The sequence below is a fragment of the Sphingomonas sp. Ag1 genome (genome assembly GCF_000980895.1).
GTDB lineage: Bacteria > Pseudomonadota > Alphaproteobacteria > Sphingomonadales > Sphingomonadaceae > Sphingomonas > Sphingomonas panaciterrae.
In genome coordinates this window covers 198,678-217,305 of record NZ_LAZX01000094.1, presented here as the reverse complement: position 1 = coordinate 217,305, position 18,628 = coordinate 198,678, and the positions used below count along the sequence as shown (strand labels likewise).

The following is an 18,628-nucleotide window of genomic DNA, read 5'->3' as shown; positions in this document are numbered from 1 at the left end:
ACCGCCTCCTGAGACGCTGGGTAGTGACCATTCAGGCGCTGGTGCGCCCATATTCCTGCTTGGTAACCGGATGGCTGGACGACAGCCCACCATCCACCGCCACCGCCTGTCCGTTGACATAGCTTGCATCATCCGAGGCAAGGAACAGCGCCACCTTGGCCAGTTCCTCCGGCTGCGCGCCGCGTCGCAGCGGATTGAGGCGGCCCACGCGATCGATCTTGCCTGCCTCACGCGCATAATCGAACACCGATTGCGTCATGCCGGTCTCGGTCAGGCCGGGGCAGATCGCGTTGACGCGAACGTTGGATCCCGACAGCTGCTGTGCCGAAACCTGCGCGAGGTTGATGACGCCGGCCTTGGACGCGGAATATGCCGGCGACCCCGCGCCCGAGCGAATACCGGCCACGCTCGCCGTCAGGATAATCGCACCGCCTCCCCGCTCGGCAATGCGGGGGGCGCCATGCTTGATCGCCAGGAACGGTCCGATCAGGTTGACGCGCAGCACCTCGCTAAACAGGCTGACGTCGGTATTGAAGATGTTCGCCATCCCGCCTGAGATGCCGGCATTGGCGAACATGATATCGAGCCCGCCGAAGCTGTCGCAGGCGAGCGCGATGGTGCGCAGCACATCCTCTTCGTTACCGGCATCCATCTCGATCGCCTGGGCCGTATGACCGGCCTCCCGGATCGCGGCAGCCGTCGCCTCAGCCCCCACCTTGTCCGCAACGACGACCTGGCCGCCCTCTGCCGCAAACAGCGTCGCCGCCGCGCGGCCGATGCCCGAACCTGCACCCGTGACAATGATCGACTTGCCCGTGAACCTCACTTCAACCTCCGCTCAAACCCTGCGCTACGCTGCTCGCGTGATCCTCAGATCGTCACGCCGCCGTCGATGACCATCGTCTGCCCGGTCATGAAGCCGCTCGCCTTGGACGCGAGGTACACAACCGCACCAGCAATCTCCTCGGGCTCCCCGATGCGGCGCAGCGGCGTGGTCCGGTTCCGTTCGGCGACGGCGGCTTCGTCTTCCCACAGCGCCTTGGCGAAGTCGGTCTTGATCAATCCCGGCGCGATGCAATTCACCCGGATACCGTGCTTGCCATATTCATGGGCAAGGTTGCGGGCGAGCTGCATGTCCGCTGCCTTGGAGATGCAGTATGCGCCAATGACGGTCGACCCGCGCAGGCCCCCGATCGACGAAACGATCACGATCGAACCTTCTCCCCGCTCCTTCATCTCAGGCGCCACCATCGTGATCAGCCAGTGGTTGGAGAGGATGTTGTTGTCGAGGATCTTGCGGAACTGCTCGTCCGCAATCCCTTCCTGCGGCCCGTAATATGGGTTGGAGGCTGCGTTGCAGACCAGGCAATCGATGCGGCCAAATGCGCGGCGACTCTCATCGACGAGGGTCTGCAGCGCCGCCTTTTCCGAGATGTTGGCGGCCACTGCGATCGCTGTGCCTTCACCGAAGCGGGCGTTGATCTCGTCCGCGACGGCTTGCGACGCATCCTGCTTGCGGCTGGAGATCACGACCTTCGCGCCCTGCTCAGCGCAGGCGATCGCGCTGGCCTTGCCGATGCCGCGCGACGACCCGGTAATCACGACGACCTTGCCGGTCAGATCGAACAAACTCATAGCTACTTCTCTTCTTGTAGAAGGCGCGGGTTACGCGCCCGCCTTGACGGCGAAGGACCAGGCCGCATCGGCCAGCATCGGCACACGCGCGCTGGTCGCCTCGGCATTGGCGCTGGACGCCGTGCCGATCAGGAAGCGCTTGCGGATGCCCTGGACGATCGAGGCGAGGCGGAACAGGTTGAACGCCAGCAGCCAGTTGAGATCGGGAACGCCATCGCGCCCGGTCTTTTCGCAATAGCGCGCGACGACTTCCTCGACCGTCGGAATCCCGGTCTCCGGCCCGGTCAGCCCCATCACGCCCGAACGGCCCTCCGGCTCGGTCACCCAGCTGATCAGGAAATAGCTGAGGTCAGCAAGCGGATCGCCCGTCGTGCAGAGCTCCCAGTCGAGCACCGCCGCGACGCGCGGTTCGAGACCCGGCGCGAACTTCATGTTGTCGCAGCGATAATCCCCATGGACGATCGTGGTGCGCGTCTGCTCCGGGATGGTGCGTGGCAGCCACTCGATCAGCCGCTCCATCGCCGGCATATGCTCGGTCTCGGCGCCGCGGTACTGCTTCGTCCAGCGGCTCACCTGGCGCTCGAAGTAATTGCCCGCTCGCCCGAAATCCTCGAGCCCCGTCGCCTTCAGGTCGACGTTGTGGAGCGCCGCCAGCGTATCGATCATCGCGTTGTAATGCGCACGCCGCGTATCGGCATTCATGCCCGGGAAGGAGCCGTCCCAGATCGTCCGGCCGTCCACCATCTCCATGACGTAGAAGGCGGAACCGATGACGTTGTCGTCCTCGCACAGGCCATATTGCCGCGGCACCGGAAAGCCCGTCGGGTGAAGCGCAGCCATCACGCGATATTCGCGATCCACCTGGTGCGCAGACGGCAACAGCTCGCCCATTGGCTTGCGGCGAAGCACGTAATTGCGCCCCGGCGTCATCAGCTTGTACGTCGGGTTCGATTGCCCGCCGGCGAACTTCGCATAGGTCAGCGGACCCGCGAAGTCCGGAACATGCGCTTCCATCCAAGTGGTGAGGCGATCGGTGTCGAGCCGATCGCGCTCGCTGATCTCCGCCTGGAGACCGGTATCTTCCGCCACCGCCGTGCTCATTGATCGAACACGATCACGCTGCGGGTCGCATCGCCCTTGCGGAGCTCATCGAACGCGTCGTTGATCCGGTTGAGCGGCAGGCGCTCTGCGATGATCGTGTCGAGGTCGAGCATGCCGCGCATGTAGAAATCGACGAGGCGCGGGATGTCCACCGGGAAGCGGTTCGACCCCATGATGCCGCCCTGCAGCTTCTTGCCCGACAGCAGCTCCATCGCGGAGAGGCCGACCTTCGAATCCAGCGGCATCATGCCCAGGATCGTCGCGGTGCCGCCGCGGCGAAGGACGTCGACGGTCGTCTGCGCTGATTCTCGCCGGCCGACCGCCTCGATCGCGTGGTGAACGCCGCCCTTGGTTAGTTCCACCACTTCGCCGACGACGCCGTCGGCCAACGGGTCGAACGTGTGGGTCGCGCCCAGCTTCTCGGCCACAGCGCGCTTCTCCGGCACCGGATCAAGCGCGATGATCTTGCCCGCACCGGCAATCTTGGCGGCGTTGACCGCGGCAAGGCCAATGCCGCCGCAGCCCACGACGCACACCGTCTCGCCCGGCGTCACGTCCGTGGTGTTGAACACCGCGCCCGCGCCCGTCGTCACCGCGCAGCCGATCAGCGCGGCGCGATCAAGCGGCATTTCCGGGTCAATCGCGACGCAGGCATGCTCGTGCACCAGCATCTGCTCGGCATAGGCCGACAGGTTCAGCATCTGGTTCACGTTGCCGCCATTCGCCAGCCGCAACCGCGGCTCCGCCGTCGGCGACCGGCGGGTTTCCGCGCTGACGCACAGGAACATGCGCCCGGTGATGCAGAACTCGCAATGGCCGCAGAAGGCGCTGAGGCAAGTGACGACGGCGTCGCCAACCTTCACCGTGCGGACTTCGTCACCCACGGCCTCGACGATGCCGGCGGCTTCGTGCCCCGGGATTGCCGGCAGCGGATGCGGATAGGCGCCGTCGACGAAATGAAGGTCGGAACGGCAGACGCCGCACGCCACAGTGCGGATCAGCACCTCATGCGGGCCGGGCTTGGATACGACGACGTCCTCGATCTGGAGCGGCGCCTTGGTTTCAAAGATGACAGCGGCTTTCACGGTCTCTCTCCATTATTCTGACGAATGCTCGTCACCCGGCCCCCAGCCCCGTTGCTGGTCTTGCCGGCAGCGGGATCTGAGGCAGGTCGGGCGACGAAAGGCTCAGCGCGAAACGCCGATGTCACCACTCGAAATCTCGGCACTGCGCGGCGCGGCGCGGTCATTCGCGATCTCCGCCTTCCAGTCGCCGTATTTGCCGAATTCGTTGCGCGCGATGGCGCGGGCATGGACCTCGTCCGGCCCGTCGGCGAGGCGAAGCGTCCGCTGGGAGGCCCAAGCGTGGGCAAGGCCATAGTCCTCCGCCACGCCGCCGCCGCCATGCGCCTGCACCGCATCGTCGAGGATGCGCAGCGCCATGTTGGGCGCGAACACCTTGATCATCGCGATTTCCTGGCTGGCAGCTTTGTTGCCCGCCGCGTCCATCGTCTGCGCGGCCTTCAGGCACAGCAGTCGCGTCATCTCGATCTCGATCCGGGCCTGCGCCACGCGCTGCTCCCATACCGAGTGATCGGAAATCCGCTTGCCGAAGGCGACACGGCTGAGGAGGCGCTTCGCCATCTTCTCCAGCGCGACTTCGGCGACCCCGATCGTGCGCATGCAGTGATGGATGCGACCCGGCCCAAGCCGGCCCTGCGCGATCTCGAAGCCGCGGCCCTCGCCGAGGATGACGTTCTCGACCGGCACGCGGACGTTGGTGAAGCTCACTTCGCCATGGCCGTGCGGCGCATGGTCATAGCCATAGACCGACAGCATCCGCTCGATCTTGATGCCCGGCGTATCCATCGGCACCAGGATTTGGCTCTGCTGCTGGTGGCGCGAGCCCTCGAAGCTCGTCTTGCCCATCAGGATGCCGATCTTGCAGCGCGGATCGCCCACGCCCGACGACCACCATTTCACGCCGTTGATGACGTACTCGTCGCCGTCACGCTCGATCCGCGTCTCGATGTTCGTCGCGTCGGACGAGGCCACGGCCGGCTCGGTCATCAGGAAGACGGAGCGGATCTCGCCGTTCATCAGCGGGCGCAGCCACTTCTCCTTCTGCTCCAGCGTGCCGTAACGGTGCAGCACTTCCATGTTGCCCGTGTCCGGCGCGGAGCAGTTGAACACTTCGCTCGCCCAGCCGATCCTGCCCATTTCCTCGGCGCACAGCGCATATTCGAGGTTGGTGAGCTGAGTCCCTTCGAACTCGAACGTCTCATCGACATGCGTCTGCCCCGAGTGCGGCGGCATGAAGAAGTTCCACAGCCCGGCCGCCTTGGCCTTCGCTTTCACCTCTTCGATGACGGGGATCACCTTCCAGCGATCGCCAGTGTGCGCCTGCTCGTGGTATTCGGCCTGCCGCGGCGCGATCTCGGCGTCGATGAAGGCCTTCACGCGATCCCGGAAATAGGTCTCGCGCTCGGTCAAGGTGAAGTCCATCGCATCCCTCCGCTTCGCTGTTTGATGCGGCTGTAGAGCGTACCGCATCTTCGGTAAAGCGCCTGATTTAGCGCGCGCCGCCCATGCGGTTCGTGGAAACACGAAGGTGATAAAAGGGACTATTTCTTCGAAAAATCGCTGCTACGATCATCCGATGCAAGCTCAGGTGGAACCGAGCGGCGACGGGGAGGAGATCGGCACGCGGCGCTTTCGGGCGAAGCGCGAAGCCATCCTTGCCGCCGCAGCCGACGCAATCAATGAACAAAGCGCAAAGGGCATGACCTTTGCGGACGTGGCCCGGCGTGTCGGCCTCAACACCACCAGCGTCACCTACTATTTCAAACGCAAGGAAGACCTGGCGGCCGCGGCGTTCGAGCATACGCTCGATTACCTGCTGGTGATGCTGGACGCTGCGATGGAGGCCCCGACGCCACAGGCGCGGGTCGAACGCTATCTCGCGCTGAACATGGCACGCCTGTCGCGGGTGCAGCGCGGCGAGGAACGCCAGATTGCCGGCCTCTCCGACCTTCGCGCCATGGAAGATCCCGTGCGCAGCCGGTTACTCAGCGGATGGCGGGAGGTGTTTCGCCGCGCGCGCAACCTGTGGGGACCGGCGGAAACCCGCGCGCAGACCGACCTGAACGGTGCGCGCGCGCACGTTTTGATGGAAAACACCTTCTGGTTGCCGGTCTGGCTGCCCCGTTATGATATGGATCAGCTCGATCGGGTCGAGGCGCGGGTGATGGACGTGTTCCGTCACGGCCTCGCCGGCGCCGGCGCGCGCTGGGCGCCCCGCCCGGTCACCTTGCCGCACGACCCGGCAGAGGGACGCGAGGCCTTTCTCCTCGCCGCCACGCGCCTGATCAACGAACTGGGCTATCGCGGCGCCTCGGTTCAGCGGATCGCCAGCGAGCTCAACGTCACGAAAGGCAGCTTCTACCACCACCTCGACGCGAAGGACGATCTGGTGATCGCCTGCTACAAGCGCAGCTTCGATACGATCTCCGCGACGCAGCGTCTGGCCGATGAACAGGGCGGCACCCACTGGGACCGGCTGTCGGCGATGTTCGCGACCCTGCTGGGCGTGCAATTCTCGGAGCTCGGCCCGCTGCTTCGCACCACCGCGCTCAGCGGTCTGCCCGGCAGTGTGCGGCAGGCGATGGTCGAACGATCGAACCGCATCGCGCGGCGCTTCGCCGGCACGATCTCGGACGGTATCGCCGAAGGGACGATCCGCGCGGTGGATCCGCTTGTCGCCAGCCAGCTCGTCATGGCCTTCCTCAACGCCGCCTTCGACATGCGCAAATGGGCCTGGTCGATGCCCAGTGAGCGCGCGATCGCCCTCTACGCATCAACGCTCGCCTTCGGCATGTTCGACGACCGCGCGGTGGAGAGTTAAGACACAGGCACCGCGCCGCATTCCATTTGGGCGCCCGAGCGCCTAATCGGCGCCGCATGACATACGATATTCACGTCATCGGCGGCGGCCTCGCCGGATCCGAGGCTGCCTGGCAGCTCGCAGAGGCGGGTTTTTCCGTTCGGCTGTCCGAAATGCGCGGCAGCGGCGACAACACGCCCGCCCATCATACCGATCACCTCGCCGAACTGGTGTGCTCGAACAGCTTCCGGTCGGACGATGCGACCAGCAACGCCGTGGGGCTGATCCATGAGGAGATGCGCACGCTCGGCTCGGTGATCCTGGCTGAGGGCGATCGGCATCGCGTGCCAGCCGGATCCGCACTGGCGGTTGATCGTGACGGATTCTCGGCGGGCGTCACCGAACGGCTGGCGTCACATCCACGGATCGAGATCGTGCGCGCACGCGTCGACACCTTGCCCGACGGCCCGGCAATCATCGCCACCGGCCCGCTCACGGCAGCAAGCCTTTCGGAGTCGATCGCGAGCGAGACAGGCAAGGACGCCCTCGCCTTCTTCGATGCGATCGCCCCGATCGTGCACCGCGACAGCATCAACATGGATGTTGCCTGGTTCCAGTCGCGCTGGAACAAGGGCGATGGCACCGACTACATCAACTGCCCGCTCGACCGCGAGCAATATGACGCCTTCGTCGCCGCCCTGATCGCCGGCGAGAAGACCGAATATCGCGAGTGGGAGAACGTCCCCTATTTCGAAGGCTGCATGCCGATCGAGGTCATGGCGGAGCGCGGCCCCCAGACGCTGCGCTTCGGCCCGATGAAGGGCGTCGGTCTCGACGATCCGCGCACGGGCCGCTGGCCCTATGCCTGCGTCCAGCTCCGGCAGGACAACGCTGCGGGCACGCTGTGGAACATCGTCGGCTTCCAGACGAAGCTGAAGCACGCCGAACAGGTGCGTCTGTTTCGCACCATTCCCGGCCTCGAAAATGCGGAGTTCGCCCGGCTCGGCGGGCTTCACCGCAACACCTTCCTGCGCTCGCCCGAACTCCTCGATTCGGAACTGCGCCTGAAATCGCGTCCCAACATCCGCTTCGCCGGTCAGATCACCGGCTGCGAAGGATATGTCGAAAGCGCGGCGATCGGGCTGCTCGCCGGCCGCTTTGCTGCGGCCGAGCTTGCCGGCAAGAAGATGCTGCAACCCCCGCCTGAAACCGCGCTTGGCGCGCTTCTCGGCCACATCACCGGCGCCGCGGTGGCAGAGACGTATCAGCCGATGAACGTCAACTTCGGCCTATTTCCGCCGATTGAAGGGCGGACCAAGAAGGCCGATCGCAAGCGCATGTACACCGACCGCGCGCGCGCGGCTCTTTCGACCTGGCTCGCGGCTTAATCGTCCTCATCAGCATTTCGGGCGGGAGGGCAGGAACACCGCGGCTTGCCCTTCCGCTTCACCGCCGTCGTGGCAAATTCGGCTGGGTCGAGCACGCCTGATCGATCCTTGTCGGCCGCGGTGAATTTTGCCGCAGTCCTGGTGCTCCATTCCTCGAACGACAGGCGCCCGTCACCGTTCGTATCGAGTTTCGCGAAAGCCTTGCGACGTAACGCCAGATATTCGGCGTTGGTGATGCCGCCGTCACGATCCTTGTCATAGCGGCCGAAGCGCTTCTCCTCCCGCGTTTGGGGAGTGGCTTCCGGGACATCGGCCCCGCCGGCTTCCCCGCCGGCTTCAACGGCAGGTGGTGGCGCTGGCGTATTCTGCGGCATCGCCGGCAGGACCGGCTCGGTCCCGGCACGGCTCGAAAACAGCATCCAGCCTGCCGCCACCATCAGCAGCGCCGCGACGCCCCCTGCAAGATATCGCCACATTTTCCGCCCCCCGTTAACCATGATGCTAGCGGAAGAAGCGACGCCTGCAAGCCTATCGTCCGGTCAGCCGGTGCCAGGCAAGGCGCACCACGCGCGATGGCGAACCTGGCTCTCGTTGTCGATCGAGGTCAGCCGCCGCGACATGCACCAGCGCGCCCAGGAAGCGGCCGGCCGGGCTCCATCTTTGTGTCGCAGCCTGCCTTAGCAACGGCATCGCCAACAGCGCGGCACGATCGGCAAGGTCGCGGTCGGCGGTGGTCTGCGCCAGGTCAGCAAGCGACCAGCCGGAGCCGGCGGCTTCAACGTCATCGGCCGCGCCGGCCAGCCGCGCCGCCTCGGCAAAGATAACGCTCCGCTCCGCCGCGAACGCCAGAAGCTCGTCCTGGTCGAACGGGCCGAGCAACCGCTCCCATCCATCTTCCGCGAGGGCCAGGCGCTCACCGTCCGCCCTCGCCGCCGCCAGCGTCTGCAGGATCGGTTGCGACGGCACTGGCGGGTTCTCCAACGCACACAGCGCCTCGCGCCACCATGTCAGCCGCAGTTGCGCAACCATCGGGTCCCGCGTGCCAAGCGTCAGCCGTGCAAGCGTCTGATCCAGTGCGAAAACGGCCGCCACTCCAGGCGCAGTGACCGCCGGCGCGTAGCCAAGTGCGAGCGCGCGTTCGGGATGTCCGCCGGTGGGATCAATCCCGAGGTATTCTGCGGCGTTAACCATATCGTTTGAGCCGGGCTTAGCGGGTTCTCGGGCAAGGCGATTTTCCGCGACACTACTCTCTGATGGGAAGAGAATCGAGTGAGAAGCAAGGGTCTCAGAACGTTCCTGCGACGACTGGCCGACGACAGGCATGGGGCGGCCCTTCCGATCCTCGCCGCATTCACGATCCCGGCAATCGGCGCCATCGGCACGGGCATCGATACGGCCCGTATATACATGGTGCGCAGCCAAATGCAGGCCGGGGTCGACGCTGCCGCGCTGGCCGGCGCGCGCGCCTTTGCGGTGACCGATAAATCCGCAAAGGATCGGACGAAGCAGGTCGAGGCATATTTCTACGGGAACTTCCCACAGGGATATATGCACTCGCAGAGCCTGGTTCTCACACCGACGTTCTCGACGAAGAACAACATCCACGTCACGACGGTAGAGGCCGAAGCCGACTTGCCAATGACGTTCATGCGGGTGCTTGGATTCGACAAGCAACGGATACGAACGGTCGCGCGCGCCGAGCTGCAGCCTCGTCCGTTGGAGGTCATGGTTGTCCTCGACAACACCGGCTCAATGAAGGCGAACCTGCCCCGCGACGCCAATGGCGTCGTCAAGACCCGCATGACAGCAACAAAGGATGCGGCCAAAAGCTTTGTCGACATTCTCTACCAGGGCGCTGGCACCCGTCAGGAACTGGCACTCGGTTTCGTCATGTACGACATCACCGTGAACGTCGGGCATTTGCTCACGAAGTGGCGGTCCTCGTCTGTCAGACAGCTGGCTGGGTTCAACGACTCCGCCACGCAGGCGGGCGGTTCTTGGCCAGGCAATCGGCTTGCATGGAAGGGCTGCGTCCTGGCCGACGACACCGTGCGCAACATGAATGCAACCTATTCACAGCCCGAGCCCGGCGCTTGGGATGTCGTGCGGTCATTGCCCGGTGAAGGGGGGCACCCACCAATCACGCCCTATTTCATTCCGCCATTCTGGGTTCCCCAGACATCCGGCAACTCCGCTTCGTCCGCTGTCATGGCAAACCCAAATAGTGGATTTTACAAAATCTCGAACGTCGAGCCAGGCTACAATTTGTACCAGCTGGATCAAACCTTGGCGAACGGCGGCCTGAACCAGGCAAGCATGGCGAGCTCGCCGTACCGCGAAGCTTTTTATCGCTACTATATCGGGCTGAACGACAGCGCATCGAGCGTCTCCAACGATGTCATCACTCGGGTCGATGGAGGTTTCTACAACCCTCAAACCGACAGCTGGAACTTTGCGACGTCGCGCGGAACGCCGTTCAGGATCAATTATGATCGCATTCCCAACTTTGCGGCATGGAAGGCTGCGACCACATATTCGGTAAACCCGAAGGGTGGCAGTACGAGCAGCGGCTCGCAGAACATGACGGACCCGCCCAGTCCCAACTGGCAATGCCCGGAGGAAGCTGAGCCGATCGCCTACGGCAAGCCAAAGTCATATTGGATCGACAACGTCATTGAGCGGAAGAATGGCGCGATCTACCCGGCCAACGGGACGCTGCACCATGCCGGACTTCTCTGGGGCTATCGCCTGCTTGTCAGAGATGACGTGTTTCCACGTAGCAACCCGACGTCGGAAGAAGCGAAGCGCGCCCTAGTATTCATGACCGACGGCGAAACTGCGCTCGGGGAGAGCCAAAATGGCTACACTGATCGCACATTCACATTTTACGGGAATTACGCCGACAATCCGCTGACGACCACCCAGAATGGTGGCGCTTTCAGAACCCAGTCCGAGCGGCGCTTCTCAAAGACGTGCGCCTCGCTACAGGCTGAGAAAAACCCGCCAAAAGTATATATCATCGCACTGACGACCACGGACACCAATACCTTGGCAATGTTCGAGCGCTGCGCGCCGGGCCGGGTCTATCGGACGTCTGACACCGCATCGCTGAAATCGGCGTTTGACGACGTCGCCACCGAACTCGTTGACTTGCATCTCACGAAATGAAGTCCTTTTCTCACCTGATCAGAGACGTCACCGGCGTCACCGTGGTTGAGTTCGCCCTGATATCGCCGGTGATGCTGGCGATGATCTGCGGAACGATTGAAATCGGCCATACGATGTTCGCTCGCGCGGCCCTTGAAGGAGCAGTCGTCGAAGCAGCGCGAGCGGCGACCGCGTCGATGGAAAGTAGCCAGGACCTGAGAGAAGCCGCCATTCGGGCAAGCATCTCTAACGCAATGAGCGACTTCCCGACCGCTCCTGGCAAGAACATCACCATCGTGACGACGGTGTACAAGGACTTCTCAACATCTACGCCAGAAAACTTCACCGATCAAAATGGAAACGGGGTCTACGACAAGGGCGAAGACTTCATCGACCGGAACGGTAACGGTAAATGGGACCCGGCAATCCCGATCCCGGGTAAGCTCGGCGGTCCCGGCGACGTTGTTTCCTATACGGCCGCATTTCCGAAGTTGCGACTGTTTGGAACGATGACCTCATGGTTCGGCGTCTCACCCGAAGCCACGCTCGTCGCAACCACCATTGTGCGCAACGAGGCTGTTGTAAGGAAAACGCTGTGAAACGCCGATCCCGTGCATCGCTGCCCCAGGACGTTCGCGGTGTCGCGCTGCTCGAATTTGCGCTTTTCGCCCCATTGCTCCTTGCCATGATCCTCAGCGGCTTCGAGCTTGGCAATTACGCCCTCGCCAATAATCGTGTGCAACGTCTCGCATCGATGACGGCGGACCTGGTGGCCCAGAGCGGAACGGGCGTGGTTGGCGCGACCGAAGCGCAGATCTACGACCTCTTCAGCGCGATTGATCTGACCGCGCAGCCATTCAACCTTCGTCGCCACGGCCGGGTCGTCATCACCGCCGTAAAAGGCACAGACTACGACAACAATGGCATCATCGAAAATCGGATCCTGTGGCAACGATTTGATGGAGATTTCACCAGCGCGTCACCGGTTCTCGGCTGCAACTTGGTCAGCAGCCTCGCAACCTTGCCAAACAGCCGCATGCTTCCGCTCGACGAGATCCTGTTCCATGTTCAAGTTACGTACGAGTATCAGCCGATTTTCAGCATTTACCCGATGAACTTCATGAAGCTCGAACCAAGCTTCACGCGCATGGCCATGTTCCGCGCCCGAAACAAGGACTTCCAGACGCCGACCCCTGATCAGCGCTTTCCCGCAAAGAAAAACTGCAACACCCCCACAGGGTTGTAGCAGCTCCCGTCTCGATCAACGCGAGACGGGAGCTTAGCCGTTACTTGCGATACGTGACCTTCTTCACGCCCTCGACGATCTTGTCGGACGAGATCAGCGCCAGCTTCTCGAGGTTCGCCGCATAAGGCAGCGGCACGTCCTCGTCGCAGACGCGGACGATGGGAGCGTCGAGGTCGTCGAAGCCTTCCTCCATGCAGATCGCGATGATCTCGCTGGCGATCGAGCAGGTCGGCCAGCCCTCCTCGGCCACGACCATGCGGTTGGTCTTGGCGAGGCTCTTGAGTACCGTTTCCTTGTCGAGCGGCCGCAGCGTACGAAGATCGATCACTTCCGCATCGATCCCCTCACCGGCCAGCTTCTCCGCCGCTTCCAGTGCAAGGCCGACGCCGATCGAATAGCTCACGATCGTCACGTCCTTGCCTTCGCGCATGACGCGGGCCTTGCCGATCGGCAGCACCCAATCGTCGAGCTTAGGCACCTCGAACGTGCGGCCATAAAGCAGCTCGTTCTCGAGGAACACGACCGGATCCTGGCTACGGATCGCCGCTTTCAGCAGGCCCTTCGCATCCGCCGCATCATATGGCGCAATCACGATCAGGCCGGGCACGCTGGCATACCATGGCCCATAGTTCTGCGAGTGCTGGGCGCCCACGCGGCTCGCCGCGCCGTTCGGACCGCGGAACACGATCGGGCAGCGCATCTGGCCGCCGGACATGTAGTTCGTCTTCGCGGCAGAGTTCACAATATGGTCGATTGCCTGCATCGCGAAGTTGAACGTCATAAACTCGACGATCGGGCGCAGGCCGCCCATCGCCGCGCCCGTGCCGACGCCGGCAAAGCCATATTCGGTGATCGGCGTGTCAATCACCCGGCGGTCGCCGAACTCGTCGAGCAGCCCCTGCGTCACCTTGTAGGCGCCCTGATATTGCGCGACTTCCTCGCCCATCACGAACACACGCTCGTCGGCGCGCATTTCCTCGGCCATCGCATCGCGCAGCGCCTCGCGAACGGTCACCTTCACCATTTCGGTGCCTTCGGGGATCGCCGGATCGATAACGTCGGCCTTGTGCTTCGCCGCCTCGAACATCTGGCGCGTGCCGGTGTCGACCTTCTCCTGTGCCGGATGCGCCGAATCCTCGACCTTGTCGGCCTTCGTCTCGTCCGCCTTCGCTTCGGGCGCGGCCGTGTCTTCCTTGGTCGCAGCGGGGTCGCTGGTGCCCGCGGGGGCTGCCTCGGCGCCCTCGCCTTCCAGCTGCATGATCACCGTGCCGACCTTCACATTGTCGGTGCCCTCGGCGACCAGGATCTTGGCCACGACGCCTTCATCGACCGCCTCGAACTCCATCGTCGCCTTGTCGGTCTCGATCTCGGCCATGATGTCGCCGGATTTCACCGTGTCGCCTTCCTTGACGAGCCACCTGGCGAGCGTGCCCTCCTCCATGGTGGGGGAGAGTGCCGGCATCTTGATGTCGATCGCCATCTCAATACTTCTCCACCAGCACGTCGGTATACAATTCCTTGGGATCGGGTTCGGGGGTGCTCTCGGCAAAATCGGCGGATTCGTTCACCGTCTTGCGGATCTCGCTCTCGATCGCCTTCAGCTCGTCTTCCTTGACGCCCTGCGCCTCGAGCAGCTTCTTCACATGCTCGATCGGATCGGACTTGTCGCGCACCGCCTGCACTTCCTCGCGGCTGCGGTACTTGGCCGGGTCCGACATCGAGTGGCCGCGATAGCGATAGGTCTTCATCTCGAGGATGATCGGCCCCTTGCCGGCGCGTACCCAGGCGAGCGCCTCCTCGGCCGCACCGCGCGCCGCCAGCACGTCCATGCCGTCGACCTGGATCCCCGGGATGCGGAAGCTCTCGCCGCGGCGATACAGCTGGTCCTCGGCCGACGCGCGGTTGACGCTCGTGCCCATGGCATATTGATTGTTCTCGATGACGAAGATGACGGGCAGCTTCCACAGCTCCGCCATGTTGAAGCTTTCGTACACCTGCCCCTGGTTCGCCGCGCCGTCGCCGAAATAGGCGAGGCACACGCCCCCGTCATTGTTGTACTTGTGCGCAAAGCCAAGGCCGGTGCCCAGCGACACCTGCGCGCCCACGATGCCGTGCCCGCCGTAGAACTTATGGTCGACGCTGAACATGTGCATCGACCCGCCCTTCCCCTTGGAGATGCCGGCATGACGCCCGGTCAGCTCAGCCATCACGTCCTTGGGGGGGATACCGCACAGCAGCATGTGGCCGTGGTCGCGGTAGCCAGTGATGACGCTGTCCTTCTCCGACAGCGCGGATTGCAGGCCGACCGCAACGGCTTCCTGGCCGATGTACAGGTGGCAGAAACCGCCGATCAGGCCCAGGCCATAGAGCTGGCCGGCCTTTTCTTCAAAGCGACGGATGAGCAGCATGTCCTTGTAGAATTGCAGCAGCTCGTCCTTGGACGCCTCATAGGGCTGCGGCTCGTCGGGACGCTCGCGGTTGGATACGGGGGGTTCGGCGCTCTTCGCGCGGGCTGTTTTTGCCACGGGGCTGGACCTCGAGGTTCCTAGGGGAAAGGGAGAACGGGGCCTATAAGCCTCAACGGGGCGCAGGCGCAACGTCGTGAAATCCCGTTGTGCCGATCGGAGGGCCGACTTAAGTCCATCGCCACATGTCAGCTGCCGCTCACCCGCTCCGCATTCCGAACTATCGCAGCTACTGGCTGGCTCGTTTGGCCAGTACCATCGCACAATCGGCGCTCGCGATCGTTCTCGGCTGGCAGGTATACAGTATTGCCCGCGAAACGATGGATATCCGGGAGGCCGCATTTCTTCTCGGGATGATCGGCCTAGCGCAGTTTGTTCCCCTGTTCCTGCTGACCCCTGTGGTGGGGCTGATCGCGGACAGCATCGATCGGCGCTGGATCGTGCGCGGGACGACAACGTTGCTGGCGGGCAACGTTCTGCTTCTTGGTTTTGCCACATGGGAAGGCTGGATCAGCCTCCCCGTTCTCTTCGGCGCCGCCGTGTTGGTCGGGGTTGCGCGTGCCTTTGCCGGCCCCGCCTATGGCGCGCTGGCGCCCAACCTCGTTCCGCGCGAATCCCTGCCGAGCGCGATCGCGCTGGGATCGATCGCGATGCAGGTCGGCTTCATCGCCGGGCCCAGCGTCGGCGGCTTCCTGTTCGCGATCGGGCCGTTGACCGCTTATGCCGGCATGGCGGCGATGTTCCTCCTGGCGCTCGTCATGCTGCTGACGATCCGCCCCGTGCCGCAGCCGCCGGCGCAGAAGGATCGCCGGCCGTTCGCTAGGATCGTCGACGGCTTCGCCTATGTGAAGCGCAACCGGCTGGTGCAGGCGGCGATCACGCTTGATCTGTTCGCCGTGCTGCTCGCCGGCGCAACTGCGCTGCTGCCCATCTATGCCCACGATATCCTTCATGTCGGGCCGACCGGCCTTGGGCTGCTCGCGGCTGGCATGGGGATCGGCGCGTCGGCGACCGGCATCTTCCTGTCGTTCCGACCGATGAAGAACGATGTCGGACGCAAGATGCTGATCGCGGTTATGATCTTCGGTGTCGCGATTGTCACCTTCGGCATCTCGACCAACTTCCTGCTCAGCCTCAGCGCCCTGATCGTCGCCGGCAGCGCGGACATGGTGTCGATGTACGTGCGCGGATCGCTGATCCAGTTGCACACGCCTGACGAGATGCGCGGCCGGGTCAGCGCGGTCAGCCAGCTGACCATTTCGGCCTCCAATGAACTGGGGGAGGCAGAAAGCGGCCTCATGGCGGCGCTGCTCGGCCCCGTTGGGGCAGTGGTCGTCGGCGGGGTTGGCGCGATGGCCGTCACGCTGCTGTGGTCGCGATTGTTTCCGGAACTGAAGCAAGCCAAGACCTTTGATCCGCCCGAGACACCACTTTCGGTAATACCGCCCGAAACACAGCACGGAGTAGCTCAGCCATGAAGGCGAACACGATCCTCGAGACGATCGGCAACACGCCGCACATCCGCGTGCAGCGCCTGTTCCCCGGATCAGAAGTCTGGATCAAGTCGGAACGGTCGAACCCGGGCGGCTCGATCAAGGACCGCATCGCGCTGGCCATGATCGAAGCGGCGGAGGCCAGCGGCGATCTGCAGCCCGGCGGCACGATCATCGAGCCGACCAGCGGCAACACCGGCATTGGCCTTGCAATGGTGGCCGCGGTGAAGGGCTACAAGCTGGTGCTGGTCATGCCGGAGAGCATGTCGCTCGAACGCCGCCGCCTGATGCTGGCCTATGGCGCGACCTTTGACCTGACCCCACGTGAAAAGGGCATGAAGGGCGCCATCGAGCGCGCACTGGAACTGGTGGAAACGACGCCCGGCGCCTGGATGCCGCAGCAGTTCGAAAATCCGGCCAATATCGACATCCACGTTCGCACCACGGCGCAGGAGATCATCAACGATTTTCGTGACACGCCGCTCGATGCGGTCATCACCGGTGTCGGCACCGGTGGCCATATCACCGGCGTCGCCGAAACGCTGAAGAAGGAATGGCCCAACCTGAAGGTGTTCGCGGTCGAGCCGGCCGCCTCCCCGGTCATCGGCGGCGGCCAGCCCGGCCCGCATCCGATCCAGGGTATCGGCGCCGGCTTCATCCCGGCGAACCTGCATACCCAGGCCCTCGACGGCGTGATCGAGGTGGACGCCAATGTCGCCAAGGACATGGCCCGCCGCGCGGCCCGCGAAGAAGGGATGCTGGTCGGTATCTCGTCCGGCGCGACGCTGGCCGCGATCCTGCAGAAGCTGCCCGACCTGCCCGACAATGCGCGGGTCTTGGGCTTCAACTATGACACGGGTGAGCGCTATCTCTCCGTGCCCGACTTCCTGCCGGAAGCCTGATGAGGGGGGCCGTGCCGGGCGTTTCGTCTTGGCACGGCCACCATCGTCCTGATCGCGCGACTGTCCTCGCCCCAATCCGTCGTGACGGCTAGCGATCGACCTGTGTCAGCATTGCGCCCCCTGCACCTCATTCTCGCGGTCATCGCGATCGCCGCAATCGCTTTGCCGATCATCGTCGTGCGCCTGGCGCCCCCGATACCCGAACGAGCGTTCGAGGCTCCGCCGACGGCGCGACGGATCGTGACCACGCCCAAGGTGCCGCCACCGCCGGTCGAGCCGGTCGAATATGCCTCGATCGATCCCGATGACGCGCGCGCGGTGAATGCCGCCATCCCCTTTGTGAAGAGCCCGGTCCCGGCCGCCCGCCCGTTCCGCTTCGTCGGCGGCACGGAGGATTTCGCCCGCGCGACCGACTGTCTTGCGGCGGCGGCCTATTACGAGGCCGGCGATGACCCGCCCGGGCAGAAGGCGGTGGCGCAGGTCGTGCTCAACCGGCTGCGCCACCCGGCTTTCCCCAAGACGGTGTGCGGCGTCGTCTTTCAGGGCGCCGAGCGCGCGACCGGCTGCCAGTTCACCTTTACCTGCGACGGCGCCCTCGGCCGGGCACCCTCACCCGCCGCGTGGCAGCGCGCGCGCGACGTCGCCACCCGCGCGCTGCGCGGCAGCGTGTACAAGCCGGTTGGCTGGGCAACGCATTACCATACCGACTGGGTGGTACCCTATTGGAGCTCCAGCCTGGACAAGATCGCCGAGCTTCACACGCATCTGTTCTTCCGCTGGACGGGCTGGTGGGGCACCGGCCCCGCCTTCAACCGCGGGCAGCAGCCCGGCGAGGCGCCGATCGCGAAGCTCGCCGCGGTATCGGACATCCACCGCATCGGTGCCGACGGGCCGGCAAGCGCCGCCGCACTCGCCGCGGCTCCCTACAAGGGCACGACACCCGCGCCGCTCGGCAGCGATAACGAGGTGTTCCTGACACGGCTCAATCCCGCGCAGGCAGCCAGCTATCCCGCGATGGCGATGGCGGCGTGCGGCGCGCGCGCGCGGTGCCGCTTCATGGGCTGGACCACCGCCGCCGCCGCCGCGACGAGCCTGCCGCTGACCAACGATCAGATGCATGCCATGTCGTTCAGCTACATCCGCGATCGCGACAGCAATCTCGAACGCTTTCTGTGGAATTGCGACGAATTCAGGAACCGCGGATCCTGCATGAAGCGCATGATGCTCCGCGCCGTGCCGGTTCCGAAAATCGATGTCCCCGCAAAGGGGCCGGAGCCGCTCGAGGGCGTCCGCCGGAAATCAAGCGCGGAGCCGGCAGCGCCGACGCTCGGCAACGCGGCCGGCGTGGAATAAGAAACGGCCCCGCCGC

17 protein-coding genes are annotated in these 18,628 nt (G+C 64.3%); 8 read left to right on the top strand and 9 right to left on the bottom strand.

Features of this window, described 5'->3' with window-relative positions; translation table 11 throughout:
* Positions 1-31: 31 nt before the first annotated feature.
* The 5 genes from XM50_RS13825 to XM50_RS13805 form a co-directional block, all read right to left on the bottom strand.
* Positions 32-826, bottom strand: coding sequence for an SDR family NAD(P)-dependent oxidoreductase (locus tag XM50_RS13825; protein WP_046410319.1), 795 nt, complete (start codon positions 824-826; stop codon positions 32-34).
* A 44-nt stretch (positions 827-870) separates the two neighbouring features.
* Entirely contained in the window at positions 871-1,635 is a 765-nt protein-coding gene (locus tag XM50_RS13820; RefSeq protein WP_046410318.1) for an SDR family NAD(P)-dependent oxidoreductase, read from the bottom strand.
* 30 nt (positions 1,636-1,665) lie between these two features.
* Positions 1,666-2,736: a phosphotransferase family protein gene (locus XM50_RS13815; RefSeq protein ID WP_046410316.1), complete on the bottom strand. Its 1,071-nt coding sequence runs from the start codon at positions 2,734-2,736 to the stop codon at positions 1,666-1,668.
* On the bottom strand, positions 2,733-3,821 hold the full coding sequence (locus tag XM50_RS13810; RefSeq protein WP_046410315.1) for a Zn-dependent alcohol dehydrogenase: 1,089 nt from the start codon (positions 3,819-3,821) through the stop codon (positions 2,733-2,735). The genes XM50_RS13815 and XM50_RS13810 overlap by 4 nt, the downstream gene beginning before the upstream one ends.
* A gap of 102 nt (positions 3,822-3,923) precedes the next feature.
* The gene (locus XM50_RS13805; protein ID WP_046410313.1) at positions 3,924-5,240 is read right to left on the bottom strand and encodes an acyl-CoA dehydrogenase family protein; all 1,317 of its coding nucleotides are present in this window, start codon (positions 5,238-5,240) and stop codon (positions 3,924-3,926) included.
* 154 nt (positions 5,241-5,394) lie between these two features.
* On the opposite strand from XM50_RS13805, the gene XM50_RS13800 reads away from it, so the two are divergent.
* Together XM50_RS13800 and trmFO are read left to right on the top strand one after the other, a co-directional pair.
* A complete protein-coding gene (locus XM50_RS13800) occupies positions 5,395-6,639 on the top strand; it encodes a TetR/AcrR family transcriptional regulator (RefSeq protein ID WP_046410312.1) in 1,245 nt (414 codons plus the stop codon).
* 56 nt (positions 6,640-6,695) lie between these two features.
* On the top strand, positions 6,696-8,006 hold the full coding sequence (trmFO, locus tag XM50_RS13795) for a methylenetetrahydrofolate--tRNA-(uracil(54)-C(5))-methyltransferase (FADH(2)-oxidizing) TrmFO (protein WP_046410310.1): 1,311 nt from the start codon (positions 6,696-6,698) through the stop codon (positions 8,004-8,006).
* Here the strand turns inward: trmFO and XM50_RS13790 are convergent.
* The gene (locus XM50_RS13790) at positions 8,003-8,443 is read right to left on the bottom strand and encodes an EF-hand domain-containing protein (protein ID WP_331386570.1); all 441 of its coding nucleotides are present in this window, start codon (positions 8,441-8,443) and stop codon (positions 8,003-8,005) included. The two genes, trmFO and XM50_RS13790, sit on opposite strands and share 4 nt — an antisense overlap.
* A gap of 91 nt (positions 8,444-8,534) precedes the next feature.
* Positions 8,535-9,197 carry a hypothetical protein gene (locus XM50_RS13785; protein WP_046410307.1) on the bottom strand — a complete coding sequence of 221 codons (663 nt, stop codon included), beginning with the start codon at positions 9,195-9,197 and terminating at the stop codon, positions 8,535-8,537.
* A gap of 78 nt (positions 9,198-9,275) precedes the next feature.
* Between XM50_RS13785 and XM50_RS13780 the strand changes: the two genes are divergently transcribed.
* The 3 genes from XM50_RS13780 to XM50_RS13770 are packed head-to-tail and all read left to right on the top strand — an operon-like array spanning position 9,276 to position 12,399.
* Positions 9,276-11,174, top strand: a complete 1,899-nt coding sequence (locus tag XM50_RS13780) for a TadE/TadG family type IV pilus assembly protein (protein WP_046410305.1) — start codon at positions 9,276-9,278, stop codon at positions 11,172-11,174.
* Positions 11,171-11,752: a TadE/TadG family type IV pilus assembly protein gene (locus XM50_RS13775; RefSeq protein ID WP_046410303.1), complete on the top strand. Its 582-nt coding sequence runs from the start codon at positions 11,171-11,173 to the stop codon at positions 11,750-11,752. The genes XM50_RS13780 and XM50_RS13775 overlap by 4 nt, the downstream gene beginning before the upstream one ends.
* Positions 11,749-12,399 carry a TadE/TadG family type IV pilus assembly protein gene (locus tag XM50_RS13770; RefSeq protein ID WP_046410301.1) on the top strand — a complete coding sequence of 217 codons (651 nt, stop codon included), beginning with the start codon at positions 11,749-11,751 and terminating at the stop codon, positions 12,397-12,399. The genes XM50_RS13775 and XM50_RS13770 overlap by 4 nt, the downstream gene beginning before the upstream one ends.
* 40 nt (positions 12,400-12,439) lie before the next feature.
* Here the strand turns inward: XM50_RS13770 and XM50_RS13765 are convergent, their stop codons facing one another.
* Entirely contained in the window at positions 12,440-13,879 is a 1,440-nt protein-coding gene (locus XM50_RS13765) for a pyruvate dehydrogenase complex E1 component subunit beta (RefSeq protein WP_046410300.1), read from the bottom strand.
* A 1-nt stretch (position 13,880) separates the two neighbouring features.
* Positions 13,881-14,924, bottom strand: coding sequence for a pyruvate dehydrogenase (acetyl-transferring) E1 component subunit alpha (gene pdhA, locus XM50_RS13760; protein WP_046410299.1), 1,044 nt, complete (start codon positions 14,922-14,924; stop codon positions 13,881-13,883).
* Between the two features lie 125 nt (positions 14,925-15,049).
* On the opposite strand from pdhA, the gene XM50_RS13755 reads away from it, so the two are divergent.
* The 3 genes from XM50_RS13755 to XM50_RS13745 all read left to right on the top strand — a co-directional run bounded on the left by XM50_RS13755 (position 15,050) and on the right by XM50_RS13745 (position 18,612).
* Positions 15,050-16,342, top strand: a complete 1,293-nt coding sequence (locus XM50_RS13755) for an MFS transporter (protein ID WP_046410297.1) — start codon at positions 15,050-15,052, stop codon at positions 16,340-16,342.
* The gene (gene cysK / locus XM50_RS13750; RefSeq protein ID WP_046410294.1) at positions 16,339-17,259 is read left to right on the top strand and encodes a cysteine synthase A; all 921 of its coding nucleotides are present in this window, start codon (positions 16,339-16,341) and stop codon (positions 17,257-17,259) included. The genes XM50_RS13755 and cysK overlap by 4 nt, the downstream gene beginning before the upstream one ends.
* A 102-nt stretch (positions 17,260-17,361) precedes the next feature.
* Complete coding sequence (locus XM50_RS13745) at positions 17,362-18,612, top strand: cell wall hydrolase (protein WP_197075558.1); 1,251 nt, start codon at positions 17,362-17,364, stop codon at positions 18,610-18,612.
* The last annotated feature ends 16 nt before the right edge of the window (positions 18,613-18,628 follow it).

Excerpts from the sequence above, each read along its gene's own strand:
- cysK (WP_046410294.1), top strand. The coding sequence starts at position 16,339 with ATGAAGGCGAACACGATCCTCGAGACGATCGGCAACACGCCGCACATC.
- XM50_RS13790 (WP_331386570.1), bottom strand. The coding sequence starts at position 8,443 with ATGGTGGCGGCAGGCTGGATGCTGTTTTCGAGCCGTGCCGGGACCGAG.
- XM50_RS13815 (WP_046410316.1), bottom strand. The coding sequence starts at position 2,736 with ATGAGCACGGCGGTGGCGGAAGATACCGGTCTCCAGGCGGAGATCAGC.
- trmFO (WP_046410310.1), top strand. The coding sequence starts at position 6,696 with ATGACATACGATATTCACGTCATCGGCGGCGGCCTCGCCGGATCCGAG.
- XM50_RS13820 (WP_046410318.1), bottom strand. The coding sequence starts at position 1,635 with ATGAGTTTGTTCGATCTGACCGGCAAGGTCGTCGTGATTACCGGGTCG.
- XM50_RS13805 (WP_046410313.1), bottom strand. The coding sequence starts at position 5,240 with ATGGACTTCACCTTGACCGAGCGCGAGACCTATTTCCGGGATCGCGTG.
- XM50_RS13800 (WP_046410312.1), top strand. The coding sequence starts at position 5,395 with ATGCAAGCTCAGGTGGAACCGAGCGGCGACGGGGAGGAGATCGGCACG.
- XM50_RS13755 (WP_046410297.1), top strand. The coding sequence starts at position 15,050 with ATGTCAGCTGCCGCTCACCCGCTCCGCATTCCGAACTATCGCAGCTAC.
- XM50_RS13775 (WP_046410303.1), top strand. The coding sequence starts at position 11,171 with ATGAAGTCCTTTTCTCACCTGATCAGAGACGTCACCGGCGTCACCGTG.
- XM50_RS13765 (WP_046410300.1), bottom strand. The coding sequence starts at position 13,879 with ATGGCGATCGACATCAAGATGCCGGCACTCTCCCCCACCATGGAGGAG.
- XM50_RS13785 (WP_046410307.1), bottom strand. The coding sequence starts at position 9,197 with ATGGTTAACGCCGCAGAATACCTCGGGATTGATCCCACCGGCGGACAT.